Source organism: Amycolatopsis solani, from assembly GCF_033441515.1.
Classification (GTDB): Bacteria; Actinomycetota; Actinomycetes; order Mycobacteriales; family Pseudonocardiaceae; genus Amycolatopsis; species Amycolatopsis solani.
Map to the genome: position 1 here is coordinate 1,392,971 of NZ_JAWQJT010000001.1, position 15,168 is coordinate 1,408,138.

General features: G+C 69.6%; 14 protein-coding genes. 4 read left to right on the forward strand and 10 right to left on the reverse strand.

Annotation, left to right across the window (positions count from 1 at the left end):
• Positions 1 to 335: 335 nt before the first annotated feature.
• On the forward strand, positions 336 to 1,463 hold the full coding sequence (locus SD460_RS07055) for a DNA cytosine methyltransferase (protein WP_290050801.1): 1,128 nt from the start codon (positions 336 to 338) through the stop codon (positions 1,461 to 1,463).
• A gap of 3 nt (positions 1,464 to 1,466) precedes the next feature.
• Here SD460_RS07055 and SD460_RS07060 read toward each other — a convergent pair whose 3' ends face one another.
• Positions 1,467 to 1,841: a very short patch repair endonuclease gene (locus tag SD460_RS07060; RefSeq protein ID WP_290050828.1), complete on the reverse strand. Its 375-nt coding sequence runs from the start codon at positions 1,839 to 1,841 to the stop codon at positions 1,467 to 1,469.
• Positions 1,842 to 1,935: 94 nt separating this feature from the next.
• The gene (locus SD460_RS07065) at positions 1,936 to 2,400 is read right to left on the reverse strand and encodes an FxsA family protein (protein WP_290050800.1); all 465 of its coding nucleotides are present in this window, start codon (positions 2,398 to 2,400) and stop codon (positions 1,936 to 1,938) included.
• Between the two features lie 68 nt (positions 2,401 to 2,468).
• On the opposite strand from SD460_RS07065, the gene SD460_RS07070 reads away from it, so the two are divergent.
• Positions 2,469 to 3,797 carry a hypothetical protein gene (locus SD460_RS07070; protein WP_290050798.1) on the forward strand — a complete coding sequence of 443 codons (1,329 nt, stop codon included), beginning with the start codon at positions 2,469 to 2,471 and terminating at the stop codon, positions 3,795 to 3,797.
• Here SD460_RS07070 and SD460_RS07075 read toward each other — a convergent pair.
• The 5 genes from SD460_RS07075 to pdhA all read right to left on the reverse strand — a co-directional run bounded on the left by SD460_RS07075 (position 3,754) and on the right by pdhA (position 9,946).
• Positions 3,754 to 5,700, reverse strand: coding sequence for an ABC transporter ATP-binding protein (locus SD460_RS07075; protein WP_290050797.1), 1,947 nt, complete (start codon positions 5,698 to 5,700; stop codon positions 3,754 to 3,756). The two genes, SD460_RS07070 and SD460_RS07075, sit on opposite strands and share 44 nt — an antisense overlap.
• Positions 5,701 to 5,720: 20 nt before the next feature.
• Positions 5,721 to 6,305 (reverse strand): TetR/AcrR family transcriptional regulator, encoded by a 585-nt coding sequence (locus SD460_RS07080; RefSeq protein WP_290050827.1) that lies wholly within the window; start codon positions 6,303 to 6,305, stop codon positions 5,721 to 5,723.
• Between the two features lie 123 nt (positions 6,306 to 6,428).
• Positions 6,429 to 7,733, reverse strand: a complete 1,305-nt coding sequence (locus SD460_RS07085) for a dihydrolipoamide acetyltransferase family protein (protein ID WP_290050796.1) — start codon at positions 7,731 to 7,733, stop codon at positions 6,429 to 6,431.
• Between the two features lie 15 nt (positions 7,734 to 7,748).
• Positions 7,749 to 8,741: an alpha-ketoacid dehydrogenase subunit beta gene (locus SD460_RS07090; protein ID WP_290050795.1), complete on the reverse strand. Its 993-nt coding sequence runs from the start codon at positions 8,739 to 8,741 to the stop codon at positions 7,749 to 7,751.
• Positions 8,741 to 9,946 (reverse strand): pyruvate dehydrogenase (acetyl-transferring) E1 component subunit alpha, encoded by a 1,206-nt coding sequence (gene pdhA, locus SD460_RS07095; protein WP_290050793.1) that lies wholly within the window; start codon positions 9,944 to 9,946, stop codon positions 8,741 to 8,743. Before pdhA ends, SD460_RS07090 begins: the two co-directional genes overlap by 1 nt.
• Positions 9,947 to 10,314: 368 nt before the next feature.
• Between pdhA and SD460_RS07100 the strand changes: the two genes are divergently transcribed.
• Positions 10,315 to 11,736 carry a M20/M25/M40 family metallo-hydrolase gene (locus SD460_RS07100; protein WP_290050792.1) on the forward strand — a complete coding sequence of 474 codons (1,422 nt, stop codon included), beginning with the start codon at positions 10,315 to 10,317 and terminating at the stop codon, positions 11,734 to 11,736.
• Here the strand turns inward: SD460_RS07100 and SD460_RS07105 are convergent.
• Positions 11,733 to 12,293: a TetR/AcrR family transcriptional regulator gene (locus tag SD460_RS07105; RefSeq protein WP_290050790.1), complete on the reverse strand. Its 561-nt coding sequence runs from the start codon at positions 12,291 to 12,293 to the stop codon at positions 11,733 to 11,735. The two genes, SD460_RS07100 and SD460_RS07105, sit on opposite strands and share 4 nt — an antisense overlap.
• An 85-nt stretch (positions 12,294 to 12,378) precedes the next feature.
• Here SD460_RS07105 and SD460_RS07110 point away from each other — a divergent pair, with 85 nt between their 5' ends.
• Entirely contained in the window at positions 12,379 to 13,383 is a 1,005-nt protein-coding gene (locus tag SD460_RS07110) for a saccharopine dehydrogenase family protein (RefSeq protein ID WP_290050788.1), read from the forward strand.
• Here SD460_RS07110 and SD460_RS07115 read toward each other — a convergent pair.
• On the reverse strand, positions 13,380 to 14,222 hold the full coding sequence (locus tag SD460_RS07115) for a transglutaminase family protein (RefSeq protein ID WP_290050786.1): 843 nt from the start codon (positions 14,220 to 14,222) through the stop codon (positions 13,380 to 13,382). The two genes, SD460_RS07110 and SD460_RS07115, sit on opposite strands and share 4 nt — an antisense overlap.
• A complete protein-coding gene (locus SD460_RS07120) occupies positions 14,219 to 15,166 on the reverse strand; it encodes an alpha-E domain-containing protein (protein WP_290050785.1) in 948 nt (315 codons plus the stop codon). Before SD460_RS07120 ends, SD460_RS07115 begins: the two co-directional genes overlap by 4 nt.
• Between the last annotated feature and the right edge of the window lie 2 nt (positions 15,167 to 15,168).

Here is a 15,168-nt window from a genome sequence, read left to right on the forward strand (position 1 = left end):
ACATTCGTCGCGACAGGTCGCCCGGAGTCGTCGGGAAGGAGGAAGGTCTCTGTGAGGTACCGCATGAGAGCAGAGTGACGGTGTTCCTCTGTTCCAGCGCTACCGACAGTCAGCTGCCATCTCGGTCGACGTTGCCCGGCCCCGCTCTCCTTCATCTGTGGTACGACGTGCTCGATGCACTTCGTGATCAAACACGTCGTCGAAGTGGCGGGCTTTGTTACTCGCGTGGTCACGAACATGTCACGCCTGAGAAAACAGCAGGTAGAGCCCCTGGTCGGCGTGTCGACTTCGGCAGGAGGCAGTTCCGCCGAGTGTGCCTTATACACTCCTGTCCCATGACCGACGGACAGCCGCTCTCCCCTCTGCCTGGGCAGGTCGAGATGGTGGACCTCTTCGCCGGTCCGGGTGGACTCGACGTCGCCGCCCACTGGCTTGGTGTGTCCGTCGCCGGGATCGAATGGGATGAAGACGCATGCCGTACCCGCATGAATGCCGGTCTGCAGACGAAACATGGTGACGTCCGCTTTTCCAAGCCTGCCGACTACCCCGAGGCTCGCATCCTGAGCGGAGGCCCGCCGTGTCAGACATTCACGGTCGCGGGACATGGCGCAGGCAGGCGAGCCTTGGACAAGGTGCTCTCGTTCGTCGATGTCATCGCTCCCGGTGATGAGGTCGGTGAAGGCGAGCAAAAGCCTGGCAGCCCGGAGATCGTCGAGGAACTGGCGCTACTCGATGACGAGCGCACTGGTTTGGTCCTGGAGCCTCTGCGATGGGCTGTCGATGCCGGCGTTCCGTACGACGCGATCGTCTTGGAGCAGGTTCCCGCTGTACTGCCGGTATGGGAGGCGTTTGCGGTAGCACTCGAGAAGCGCGGTTACAGTGTCGACTGTGGAATCCTCCACACCGAGGAATTCGGTGTTCCGCAGACGCGGCGTCGGGCTATTCTGATCGCCCGACGCAGTGGTGAGGCGAACCTTCCGAAACCCACTCATCGGCGGTATTACAAGGGCAAAGCACGCGAAGAAGGCGATCCCGACCTGCTGCCGTGGAAGACGATGGGGGAAGCGCTCGGCTTGTCAGACCGGTTCACCGTGGTGTCCAACTACGGCACCGGTGGCGATCCGAAGGCGCGTGGAGAGCGGCTCTCGACACAGCCCGCGTTCACGGTCACCGGCAAGGTTTCGCGCAACCGCCTGGTCGGGCGGCCCAAGGGGATGCCCGATCGCTTCACCGACTACGAGGCGGGCAAGTTGCAGACCTTCCCGCCCGACTACCCCTGGTCAGGGCGGGGCATTGCCCAGCAGATCGGGAATGCGATCCCGCCGAGGTTGGCTGCCCACGTTCTCGCTGCGGCTTTGGGCAAGGAGCTCGACGTTGTTGCTCTGGACAAGTGCGTCGAGCAACGCTGGAAGGACACCCGCAACGGGGTCGATGGACTGTTGAAGGATGCAGCCAAGAGCTGAACTTCACCGGCGTTCGCGAACCGCCTTGATGACTCGCGCTGCGGCGACGTCCACGGTTTCGTGCTCCCAGATGCGAACGGCCAGCCAGCCGGCCTCGTGAAGCCGCGTGTCAGTATCGACATCCCGTCTGCGGTTGGTTTCGATCTTGTCTCGCCAGAACTCGGCGTTGTTCTTGGGCCAAGTCGCGTGCTCGGGGCAGCCATGCCAGAAGCAGCCGTCCACGAAGACTGCGACGCGGGCCGGGCCGAACACCAGGTCAGCCTCGCGTCGTACGCCTCTGACCGGTCTGCGGTGTACCCGGTAGCGAAAGCCTGCTCGGTGCAGAGACCTGCGCAACGCCATCTCGATCCCGGTATCCCGGGACTTCTGCTTGCTCATTCGGATGCGCACCGCGGATGTGGTCTTCAGAGGCTCCACCCGCACATTGTGGCAAGGCCGCCGGTTCTCGGCGAACCCGCGGCGAACGGGTGAATCAACCGTCGATGATTCGGCCTTCGATCAGCGGGTGGTCGTCGCGCTCGTGAGGCTCGTTCACCACCTCACTGTCCACCACCATCACCGGCCCCCGCCGCTGGTTGGCGAACCGCACCGCGCGCTTCTCCATCCGCTTCAACCACAGCCGCCGAGCCACTGCCCGCGAAGGCGGCAGGATCAACAGCAGCCCCAGCACATCGCTCACGAACCCAGGCACCAGGATCAGGATCCCACCGAGACCGACCAGCATCCCGTCGGTCAGTTCCTTCTCCGAAGGACGCCCCGCACGGGCCGACTCCACGAACGCCCGCATCGCCTTGCCGCCCTCGCGGCGGGCCAGCCAGGAGCCCAGGAACGCGCCACCGAGCAGCAGGCCGAGTGTGCCGAGGATGCCGACGGCCGAGCCCACCGCCCAGATCGCGGCGATCTCGGCGATGACGTAGAGCAAGAACGCGACAGCCATACCGGGACAACGAACGACCTGTCCGATTTGCTCCCGCGGCCGAAACTCACCGGCTAGGGTCACACCTCGTGCCCGACTGGTTCCGCTGGCTCCTCATCGCGCTCGCGGTGCTCGCCGGCGTGGCATTGGCCGCACGCAAACGACTGAAACTTCCCGCAATCCCCCAGGTGAGAGCCGGTATCGCCGCCTCCGTGCTCGTCTGGCTGGCGATCGCCGTCGTCGTCGCGGGGGTGGCTGGGGGTGGGCTGCTCTGGTTCCTCGGCTGGCCGCGGCTGCCCACCACCTCGGCTTTCGACGTCACCCAGTTGCTCGACTTGCTGAAGATCGCCCTGTCCGTGGTCGCCGGGCTGGGTGGGGTGGTGCTGCTCGCCGTCAACTACCGGAAGCAGCGGGTCACCGAGAACGAGCACGCGCTCGCCGTCGAGAAGGCCGAACGCGAGACCGTCCAAGGGTTCAACGAACGCCTCGGCGCCGCCGCCGAGCAGCTCGCCCACGAGAGTCCCGCCGTCCGGTTGACCGGTGTGTACGCCCTCGCCGGGCTCGCCGACGACTGGGAGGACAAGCGCCAGGTCTGCGTCGACGTCCTCTGCGGTTACCTGCGGCTGCAGCCCGAAACCATGACGCCCGGCGAGTCCGTGGTGCGCGAAGCGATCCTCCGGATGTTCCGCGACCGGCTGACCGGCTACGGGTGGTGGCCGCAGCGGGTCGACTTCGACTTCACCGAGGTCGTGTTCGAGAACGCCGACTTCTCCGGGCTCCGGTTCCCCGGGCGGCTGATCCTCGATCGGGCGGAGTTCACCGGCGAGCTGACCTCGTTCGACCGCGCGCGCTTCAGCCGCGGCCTCAGTTGCCACGGCACCCGCTTCGCCGCCGAGCGCACGACCTTCGGCAGTGTGACCTTCGACGGCCGCAGCGAGTTCGTCGGCGCCGAGTTCGCCGGACGGGAGCTCAGCTGGGCTGGCGCGACCGTCCGCGGGGGTGCGACCGCCTTCTACCGGTGCCGGGTCGCCTGCGAACGCCTCGACTTCACCCGGCTGAGCATCGAAGCCGGCGAAGTGCGCTTCGAGCAACTCGAACTGTCCGGCGTCGACGTGGACTTCGAGAACCTCGACGCCGGCTGGCTCGACTCCGAAGGAGGCTTCCCGCGGCTGGTCTTCGAAGACGTGCGGTTCGCCCGCGGCCGCCTGCGACTGGAGCTCTGGAGCGACCGCGAGCGGATGATCTGGCTCCGGGACTGCGTCCTCGACGCCGTGGCCGTCGAACTCCGCGCGCCCGACGACGCGAAACCCTGGCTGAACCTGCGCGACGTCGAACTCCGCGGGGGCACCGAAATCCCCGCGGAGTTCGTCCGCTCTAGCTCGGCACCTCGTCCAAATACGCTCGCGCCTGGAGCGTGAACAGCTCCGAGTACCCGGCCTTCGCCGCCATCAGCTCCTCGTGCGTCCCGTACTCCGCCACCTTTCCCCGGTCCAGCAACAGGATTCGCTCCGCCTGCCGGACCGTCGAGAACCGGTGTGAGATGTACAGCGTCGTCCGTCCCTCCGACAGCTGACGCAGCCGGGCGAACAGGTCGTGCTCGGCCTGCGCGTCCAACGCCGACGTCGGCTCGTCCAGGATCAGCAGCGGCGCCTCCCGCTGGAACGCCCGCGCCAGCGCGATCTTCTGCCACTCGCCACCCGACAAGCTGACGCCCTGGTCGAACCAGCGCCCCAGCGGGCTGTCGTAGCCCGACGGCAGGCGCTCGATGCGTTCGTCCGCGCCGGCTCGGCGGGCCGAATCCTCGATGTGCGGGCGGTCCTCCAGCCTCGAAAGGTCGCCCAAGCCGATGTTCTCCGCCGCGGTTCCCTGGTACGTCACGTAGTCCTGGAACATCGCGCTGATCCGCTTCCGCAGCTCGACCGGGTCGTATTCGCGGATGTCGACGCCGTCGAGGCGGATAACCCCGCCAGTCGGGTCGTACAACCGGCACAGCAGCTTGAACAGCGTCGACTTGCCCGCGCCGTTGCGGCCGACCACCGCCACCGTCTCGCCGGGGCGGATTTCGAAGCTGACGTCCTCCAGCGCCGGTTCCTCGGCGCCCGGGTAGGCGAACGTCACCGAATCGAACTCGATGTGACCGTCCACAACGGACGGAAACGCGCGCGGTGCGGGAGGCGCCGTGATCTCCGGTTCCGTGTCCAGGAACCGGTACAGCGTGTCCAGGTAGAGGTTGTTCTCGTACATCCCCGAAAACGCCGTGAACAGCCCGGACACCGACGCCTGCACGGACGTCGCCGCCGCCGTGTACAGCGCGAGGTCGCCCAGCGTCAGGCGCCCGCCGACCGCCTCCAGCGCGATGTACAGCGCGATCGCCGAGCCCGCGAACGTGCTCAGCAGGCCCCAGGACGTCGAGCTGATGTTGCGGTTGATCGTCAGCTTCCGCTGCCGCTCGTACGACACGAGGCCGAGCCGGCGGAAGCGGTCGACGAAGTACGGGCCGAGGCCGAACAGCTTCGTTTCCTTGGCGTAGGTGTCCGTCGTGACCAGCGAAGACAGGTAGTCCATCCGCCGTTTGATCGGCGACATCAGGAACGTCAGCCAGAACGCGCGCGAGCCGTACTTCGACTGCGAGATGAACGCCGGGATCGGCGCCAGCAACGCGACCAGTGCCAGCAGCGGGCTGATCGAAACGAGCAGCGCGACCATGCTGCCGAACGTGATCAGCGTCCGGACCAGGCCCAGCGCGGAGTTCATCATCGACAGCGGACGCGTCGGGGCTTCCTGCGCCGCCTGGCGCAGCATGTCGTAGGACGTCGAACCCTCGAAGTACGCCAGGTGCAGCTCGCTCGCGTGCGCCATCACGCGGTGGCGGATGGTCAGCGTCATGCGTTCCTGCAGCAGGGCCTGCGCGATCGACGTCAGCGCGCTGCTGAGCGCCGTCCCGGCGAGCACGGCGAACTGGAACAGCGCCACGTTGACGATGTCGCCGGTGGTGCCCTTGCCCTGGATCGCCGCGACGACGGAGTCCAGCAGCAGCTTCGCGACGTACGCGGTCACCGTCGGCAGGAGGCCCGACAGCAGCGTGATCAGCGCCAGCACGATCGTCAGGGGCGGGCTCGCCTGCCACGTCAGCTTCGCGACCTTCGGCAGGCCGCGGACCGTGCCCGCCACGGACGTCTTCGCGCGCTTCAGCCGCGAGCGCCAGTCCTTCGGCTGGTCGTCCGGTTTCGGTTCCGGGATCTCGACCGGGCCGGTGAGCCCGCTCTCCGGCACGGTCGTCGCGTGCCGGCGACGGCCCCGGCGGGCCATCATGAACTCCATCCCGCCCCCACCGCCCGGGATCACTTGGCCTCCACGGCGCCGTGCAGGAAGACGTCGACCACCTGGCGCGTGGTGGGGACGTCGTCGATCGGCGCCATCCGGCGGCCGCCGAAGAGGAGGGTCAGGAACAACGCGGCGAGCTGCTCGGGGGTCAGCCGCAGCCGGTCCTTTTCGGGTTCGAACAGTTCGGTGATCGCGCCGCGCATGGCGGTCATCGACTCGCTGCGGCCGCCCTTCATCGTGCGGTTCTTCAGGCGCTGCTCGGGGTCGCGCTGCTTGTGCCTGCCGGACGCGTGCAGGGCGCCCATCAGTGCGCCCATCCGCTCGAAGTGGGCGCCGAGCGCTTCGGCGGCTTCGACGAGCCGGTCCGCCAGGGGCTGCTCGATGGGGATTTCGGCGATCGCGTCGAGGACGTGGTCGGGGCGCAGCACCTCGGCGGTGCAGGCGTCGAACAGCTCGTCCTTGTCCTTGAACGCGCGGAAGATGGTGCCCTCGCCGATGCCGGCGGCGCGGGCGATCTGGCTGGTCGTGACCGCCGTGCCGTGCTCCATGAGGAGCGGCAGCACCGCGTGCACGATCATGGCGCGCCGGTCTTCGGCGCTCATGCTCGGCGCTCTGCGCCGGGTCTCGGGTGCTGGTGTCATGCCACCAGTGTGCGGAGTGAGTGCTCACTCCGTCAAATGAGTAAAAGTGAGGGCCGCCCGAAGACGGCCCTCACCTGCGGAAACTCAGTAAGTCATCGCCATCGCCGGGTCGGCCAGGAGAGCGCCGACGTCGGCCAGGAACTCCGAACCCTGCTGGCCGTCGACCACGCGGTGGTCGAAGCTCAGCGACAGCTGGAGCACCTTGCGGACCTTGATCTCGCCGTCCACCACCCACGGCTGGTCCTTGATCGCGCCGAGGCACAGGATCGCGGACTCGCCCGGGTTGATGATCGGCGTGCCGGTGTCGACGCCGAACACGCCCACGTTGGTGATCGTGATCGTGCCGTTCGCCATGTCCGCCGGCGACGTCTTGCCCTCGCGGGCGACCTCGGTCAACGTCGTGAGCGCCTGAGCCAGCTCCTTGAGCGACAGCGAGTCGGCGTCGCGGACCTTCGGCACGATCAGGCCGCGCGGCGTGGCGGCCGCGATGCCGAGGTGCACGTAGTCCTTGTAGACGATCTCCTGCGCCGCCTCGTCCCAGACCGCGTTGATGTCCGGCGTGCGCTTCGCCGCCAGGCACACGGCCTTCGCGGCGAACGTCAGCGGCGTGACCTTGACCCCGGAGAACTCCCGCGACTTCTTCAGCTTTTCGCGGAACTCCATCATCGGTGTGACGTCGATGGTCAGGAACTCCGTGACGTGTGGAGCGGTGTACGCGCTCTGCACCATCGCCGCCGCGGTGGCCTTGCGGACGCCCTTGATCGGCACGCGCCGCTCGCGGGAACCGCTGGCCACGACGGACTCGACCACCGGGGTGCCGTTGGCGGCGCGCTCGACGTCGTCACGGGTGATGACGCCGCCGTCCGCGCTGCCGGTCAGCGCGTGCAGGTCGACGCCGAGGTCCTTCGCCAGCTTCCGCACCGGCGGCTTCGCCAGCGGGACGTAGCCGCCGCGCGGAGCAACCGGGGCCGCGGGAGCGGGCGCGGGCGGAGCGACCACGACGGCGGCCGCGGGAGCCGCACCCTTACGGGCCCGCCGCTGCGTGACCACGGCCTTGGAGCCGTAGCCGACCAGCGGCTTCATCTCCTCTTCCTCGACGGGAGCGGGAGCGGCGGCAGGAGCGGGAGTCGCCGCGGCCCCACCGGGGTCGACGTCGATGGTGAGGATCGGCGTGCCGACCTCCACCGTCTGGCCCGGCTCCACGTGCAGCTCCGTGACCACGCCGGCCCACGGGATCGGCAGCTCGACGGCGGCCTTCGCGGTCTCGATCTCGACCACGATCTGGTTGACCGTCACCGTGTCGCCCGGCTTCACGTGCCAGTTCAGGATGTCGGCTTCGGTCAGCCCCTCGGCGGTGTCGGCCAGGGGGAACTCTTTGTACGTCGGCATTGCGCGGAATCCCCCTTACCAGCTGAGCGAGCGGTCGACGGCGTGCAGCACCCGGTCCAGGTCGGGGAGGTAGTGCTCCTCGAGCTTGGCCGGCGGGTACGGCGTGTCGAACCCGGTCACCCGGAGGACGGGCGCTTCCAGCGAGTAGAAGCACTCCTGCTGGACGCGCGCGGCGATCTCCGACGTCAGCGACGACTCGGACGGCGCCTCCGACAGCGCGATCAGCCGTCCGGTCTTGCGCACCGACTCGAACACCGGGCCGAGGTCCAGCGGCGAGAGCGTGCGCAGGTCGATGACCTCGAGCGAGTGGCCTTCGTCCTCGGCCGCGGCGGCCGCGTCGAGGGCGACCTTCACCGAAGGGCCGTACGCGACGACCGTCACGGTCGTGCCCTCGCGCACCACCTGCGAGGAGAACGCCGGGACCGGCGTGCCCGAGGTGTCGATCTCGGCGCGCAGCGCACCCGAGTGGTAGAGCCGCTTGGGCTCGAAGAACAGGATCGGGTCGTCCGACTTGATCGCTTCCTGGATGCCCCAGTAGGCGTCCACGGCGTTCGAAATGGACACGACCTTGAGCCCCGGGATGTGCGCGAACAGCGACTCCGGCGACTCCGAGTGGTGCTCGACCGCGCCGATCCCGCCGCCGAAGGGCACCCGGATCACGACGGGCATCTTGATCTTGCCCTGCGTGCGGTAGTGCAGCTTCGCCAGCTGCGACGAGATCTGGTCGAAGCCCGGGAAGATGAAGCCCTCGAACTGGATCTCGCAGACCGGCCGGAAGCCGCGCACGGCCAGGCCGACCGCGGTGCCGATGATGCCGGACTCCGCGAGCGGCGTGTCCAGCACGCGCTGCTCGCCGAAGTCCTTCTGCAGACCGTCGGTGATCCGGAAGACGCCGCCGAGCTTGCCGACGTCCTCGCCCATGATCAGGACCTTGGGGTCTTCTTCCATCGCGCGGCGCAGGCCGAGGTTGAGCGCCTTGCCGATGGTGAGTTTCTGGAGGTCGGTCATCAGTGCTCACCCGCCGAGGCGAAACCGTCGAGGTAGGACAGGAACTCTTCGCGCTGCGAGTCCAGCACCGGGTTGCCCTCGGCGTAGACGTTGCTGAAGATCCGGTCCGGCGGCGGCTCCGGCATGTTGAACGTGTAGTCGCGCAGGTCGGCCGCGAACGCGTCGGCCTCGGCTTGGACGTCGTCGAAGAACGCCTGGTCGGCGCCGCCACCGCGGGCGAGGAACGCCCGGACGCGCTCGATCGGGTCCTTCAGCTTCCACTCCTCCAGCTCGTCGGAGAGCCGGTAGCGGGTGGGGTCGTCGGTCGTCGTGTGCGCGTCCATGCGGTAGGTGAACGCCTCGATCAGCACCGGGCCGTTGCCGTGGCGGCACTCGTCCAGCGCCCAGCGGGACACCGCGAGGCAGGCCAGGACGTCGTTGCCGTCGACGCGGATGCCGGGGAAGCCGTAGCCGCGGGCGCGCTGGTACAGCGGCAGGCGCGACTGGCGCTCGGTCGGCTCGGAGATCGCCCACTGGTTGTTCTGGCAGAAGAACACCAGCGGCGCGTCGTAGACCGCGGCCCAGACGAACCCTTCGTGGACGTCGCCCTGCGAGGTCGCGCCGTCACCGAAGTAGCAGATCGTGGCTTCGCCGTCGTCGTCGCCGACCTTGCCCTCGAACTTCTGGCCCATCGCGTAGCCGGCGGCGTTGAGCACCTGGTTGCCGATCACGATGGTGTACGGGTGGAAGCCGTGGCGCTGGTAGTCCCAGCCGCTGTGGTCGGTGCACCGGAAGATGCCGAGCAGGTCCTTCATGTCGACCCCGCGCGCGAACGCGACGCCGTGCTCGCGGTAGCTGGGGAAGGCCATGTCGTTCGCCCGCAGGGCGCGGCCGGAGCCGATCTGCGCGGCTTCCTGACCGAGCAGCGGGACCCAGATGCCGAGCTGGCCCTGGCGCTGCATGGCGTTGGCCTCGCGGTCGGCCCGCCGCACCAGCACCATGTCGCGGTACAGGCCGCGCAGGGCTTCGGCGTCGATGTCGTCGACGTACTTGTCGAACTGGGGCGAGGGCACCCGTTCGCCTTCGGGGGTGAGCAGCTGAGTCAGCTCAGCGCCACCTTCGCTGGTCGCTCGCAACCCGGCGATCACCTGCTCCGGTGACGGCTGGGCCGCTACGGCGGCGGGCCCGTCCCCGGGTTCCGGGTGCGTCCACTGTTCGGACGGCATGCGCAGTACTCCTCGTGTCGGTGCCTCTGGCGGCCGCTTGTGGCGACCACAGCGACTGCACCGGCGGGGACCAGCGCATCGGGTCCGAAGCGCTCGGTCGCCGTCGGCGTTGACGGTTCACGCGGACATCCTGGCACGATGGTCCGCCCTTTGGTGAGTCGCGGATACTTATTTGTTGCTGAGAAACAGGCGCTGAACTGGGCAAACGTTAGGAAGCCCGAGCATCGGACCTGCGAGAGTCGGGCGTCGGTCCGCGCGCTCACCAGGGTCGTGAGTGTTCAGTCGGGTTAGAACCCGACTTGCCACTCACGAGCCGGGGCGACGTTGTGATGTGCCGCACGCTGAGACTCCCGTGGCACGATGGCGGCGTGGAGCAGAAATCCGTTCGTGAATCCGTTGTCACCGCTTGGACCGACGAGGTCATCCCCAGTCTGTCCGGGCTCGTGGCGATCCCCGCGCTGTCGCCGGCCTTTGACGCCGAGTGGGCGAAAAGCGGCCACCTCGCCGCCGCCGTCGAGCACGTCCGCGCCTGGATCGCCGCGCGTGACCTGCCCGGCGCCACCCTCGAGGTCGTACAGCTCGAAGACCGCACGCCCCTGCTGCTCGTCGACGTCCCGGCGACCCCGGGCGCGGCGGACAAGGGCACCGTCCTGATGTACGGCCACCTCGACAAGCAGCCCCCGGTCGGTGGCTGGTCCGAGGGCCTCGGCCCGTGGACCCCGGTGATCCGCGACGGCCGGCTGTACGGCCGCGGGTCCGTCGACGACGGCTACTCCGGCTACGCGGCGACGACGGCGCTCGAAGCCGTGCACGCGGCCGGCGGCGAGCACGCGCGCACCGTCGTGCTGCTGGAGACCGGCGAGGAGTCCGGCAGCCCCGACCTGCCCGCCTACGTCGAGCACCTGGCCGACAAGATCGGCGAGGTCTCGCTGGTCGTCTGCCTGGACGCCGGCGGCAGCGACTACGAGCGGTTGTGGCTGGTCACGAGCCTGCGCGGGATGCTGCACCTCGACGTCAACGTGCAGCTGCTGGCTTCGGCGCAGCACTCCGGCGTCGCTTCCGGCGTCGTCGCCAGCTCGTTCCGGGTGCTGCGGCGCCTCATCGAGCGGCTCGAGGACAGCGAGACCGGCGAGCTGCTGCTCGACGAGCTCAAGGTCGACGTCCCGGCCGACCGGCTGGCCGAGCTCGAAGCCGTGTCGAAGGACTTCCCCGAGGCGCTGGCGAAGGCGTTCCCGCTGGTCGAAGGCGGGCGCGTGATCACGGAAGACGCGCTGGAGCTGATGCTCAACAACGCGTGGCGTCCGACGCTGTCGGTGATCGGCGCCGACGGCTTCCCGAAGCCCGCCGACGCGGGCAACGTCCTGCGCGAGAGCACCACGCTCACCCTGAGCTTCCGGCTGCCGCCGACGGCCGACGCCGAGAAGGCGCTCGAAGCCGTGAAGAAGGCCCTGACCACCGACGTTCCGTACGGCGCGAAGGTGTCCTTCGGCGACAACCCGCAGGCCGAGGACGGCTGGAACGCGCCGACCGAGGCGCCCTGGCTGACGGCGGCGCTGCGCACGGTCAGCGACGACGTCTTCGGGCAGCCGCACCGCGCGACCGGCATGGGCGGGTCGATCCCGTTCATGGGCCTGCTCTCGCGGAAGTACCCGGAAGCGCAGTTCCTGGTCACCGGCGCGTGCGGGTCGGACTCGAACATCCACGTGCCGGACGAGTGGCTGCACCTGGACTACGCGCAGCAGGTCACCGAGGCCGTCGCGCACATCCTGGACGCGCACGCCCGCGGCTAGCGGCAGGCCTCGAGGAACGCCGACGCCGCCGCGTCGAGGTACGCCGGGAAGTCGTCGGCGCCGGCGGCGTCGATCCAGCGGTCGAACGCGTCGCCGAGGATGATCGCCGCCGCCTGAGCTGCCGGTTTCGCCAGCTCGGGCGGCGTTCCGCGGCGTTCCAGCGCGTCCCGGATCGCCGCCGTGATCGCCGCGCCCTTGCTCCGCTCGCGTTCGCGGAGTTCGGCGCTCGACGCGATCACGGCCCGGCGCTCCGGTGACGGGTCGACGAGCCGCGTGACCTGCGTGCCGACGTCGGCGAGCGCCGCGAGAGCCGTGCGCAGCGGCGTCCCGGCGTCTTCGGCGGCCAGGACGGCTTCGGCGACCGCCGGCGGTAGCTGCTCCGCGCCGGCGAAGAGGACTTCGCGCTTGTCGGCGAAGTAGCGGAAGTACGAGCGGCGGGTGATCCCGGCGCGCTCGGCGATCTGCGTCACGGTCACGGCGTCGTACCCGTGCTCGGCGTACAGCTCCAGCGCGGCTTTCCGCAGCCGGTCCGCGGTCCCGGGATCCCATCTGGCCACGGGCGCAGTCTAACTGGCGATGTCTCACTGTGTCGTCACGTGCTAGCCTCAGTGATGACACACTGAGACATCACTGGAGGACGTCATGGAGATCTGGGTGCTCGGAGCCACGGGCCGGACGGGCCGCGGAATCACCGCCGAGCTGGTGGCGCGGGGGCTATCGGTCGTCCTGGTCGGCCGCAACCGCGAACAGCTGGCGTCGACCGGCGCGAAGTACGTCGTCGCCGACGGCGTCGAAGCCATCGCGACCGAGATCCGGCGGCAGCGCCCGGCGGTCGTCGTCAACACGATCGGCGAGTACGCCGCCACGGCCGCGACTCTCGCGCGGGCCTGCCTGCCCGGCGGGCACTACATCGACCTGGCCGCGGACCTCGTCTCGGTGCGGCGGCTCCTCGACCTGCACGAAGAGGCGCTCGCCGGCGGCAGCACGTTCGTGACCGGCGCCGGCTTCGGCGTCCTGGCCACGGAAGCCGTCGTCGCGAAGCTGTGCGAAGGGCGGGACACGCCGAGCCGCGTGCAGGTCGACGCGCTGGCCTCCGTGGCGTCCGAGGGCGGGACCGTCGGGATCGCACTGGCCGCCAGCATCGTCGACGGCCTGACCGCGGTCTCGGCCAGAGGCGCGAACCCGCGCACCCTCGTCCTGCCCGACGGCGAGTCGGTGACCGTGGCGAGCATCCCCTCCGGTGAGCTGCTCGCCGCCCAGCGCGCGAGCGGCGCACCGGACGTCACGGTCTTCTCCGGCCTCGCCCCGACCGCCCCGGCGGTCCGGACCCTGCTCCCGCTCCTCGCGCGGCTGGTGTCCATCCCGGCCGTACGCCGCTTCGCCGTCCGCCGGCTCGCCGCGGTCCGCACGAAGCCGGCGCCCCGCCCGCGCCCGCACACGTGGGGCCACGCGGTCGTGACCTGGCCGGACGGCACAACGCGCGAAGGCTGGCTCCGCGCCGACGAGGCCATGGACTTCACCACGGCGGTGGTGGCCGAGGTCGCGTCCCGCCTGTCCCGCGGCGAGGGCAAACCGGGCGCGCACACCCCGGCGTCGGCACTGGGCGCGGAGGTGGCGGAGGCGGCTGGCGGGACCTTCTTGCTCTAGGCCAGCCGCGTCAGGTGGACCGAGACGTCCAAAGTGGACTGCCCGCCCCCGGTGAAGATGCCCTTCAACGGCGCCACATCCGCATAGTCCCGGCCCATCGCCACCCACACGTGGCGCGGGCCGACCGGGATGGCGTTCGTCGGGTCGTACGCCCACCAGCCGCCGGTCCAGACGTCGACCCAGGCGTGCGATTCGCCTTCCACCACCTCGCCGAGCTTCGCGTCCGGTTTCGTGTGCAGGTAGCCCGACACGTAGCGGGCCGGGATGCCGATCGCCCGCAGCATCACCAGCGTCACGTGGGCGAAGTCCTGGCAGACGCCTTCGCGTGCCTGCCACGCGTCGGTCGCCGTCGAGTGGACGCCGGTCGTGCCCGGTTGGTACTTGAGCTGCTTGTTCACCCACTCGCACACCGCCAGCACCGCGTCGGCCGGGTCCAAGCCCGTCCGCAGCGAGCGGGCCTCGCGGGCCAGGGAGACGTCGCGCGGGGTGTAGTCGGTCGGGGTCAGGTACTCGGTGCGGTGGTCGACGACCGTCTCGGAACGCAGGTCCCGCCACGACGCCGTGCGGATCGGCTCGGCCTCGTCCGCCGTCTCGACCACCGACGTCGCCAGCACCGTGAACTCCGTGTGCGGCGCGTGCAGGTCGAACGACGTCACGACCGTGCCCCAGTAGTCCGTGTACCGGTACGCGCGCGTCGCCGGCGTCGTCTCGATGCGCGTCGCGACCGTCGTCTGGCGGCGGTCCGACCGCGGGGTCAGCCGGGCTTCGTTGTACGACTGCGTTGCCGGGGTCGCGTACCGGTAGCCGGTCCGGTGCGCCACGCGCAGCTGCCACGTCACAGCGAAACCTCCGCACCGCTCCACGCCACCCACGGCGACGTGCTGAAGTACTGCAACGACACCGCTTCGCCGATCTCCTTGATCGTCGTCTGCAACGAGCCGAGCCGCCGCGGCAGGTCGGTCAGCAGGTCCGACGGGCGGAGGAACTCCAGCTCACTCCGCGCTCGGCCGAGCTGGCGCAGTGCTTCGGACTTCTCGTTGTTGCGCGCGCCGCCGCCGGGGTCGAGCCGTTGCAGGCACTCCTCCGCCTGGCGCAGCGCGTGGAACACCGAGCGCGGGAACAGCGTGTCGCGCAACAGGAACTGCACGACGCGACCGGCGTCGAGCGCCCCTCGGTACGTCCGCAGGTACGTGTCCTGCGCGCCGGCCGAGCGGAGCACCGTGATCCAGCCGGGCGAAGACGCGCGGTCCGCGACCCGGGACAGCAGCAGCCGCACGACCATGTCGGCGCGTTCGATCGAGCGGCCGAGCACCATGAACAGCCAGCCGTCGTCGCGCGACATCGTCGAGTCGGCGAGGCCGGCGAACATCGCCGCGCGCTCCTCCACGAACGACAGGAACGCGTGCGGCCCGGCGCGACGCGCGTAGCGCTGCCGGTCGGGGACCGCGTTCCAGGTCGCGTTCAGGCATTCCCACAGCTCGGTCGAGACGACTTCGCGTGCGCCGCGGGTGTTCTCCCGCGCCGAGTTGATCGAGCCGACGATCGACGCCGGGTTGTCCTTCGCGTACGCCACCAGCTCGGTCAGCTTCCAGACGTCGAGGGCCTCCCCGTCCGGGGTGTCGATGCCCAGCACGGCCAGCAGCTGGCGGCTCGCGTGGTCCGGGTCGACGGTCGCGTCCTCCAGCAGCTGGTGGACCGAGACGTTGAGGATGCGGGAGGTGTCGTCGGCGCGTTCGACGTACCGGCCGATCCAGTACAGCGACTCCGCGTTGCGGGCCAGCATCG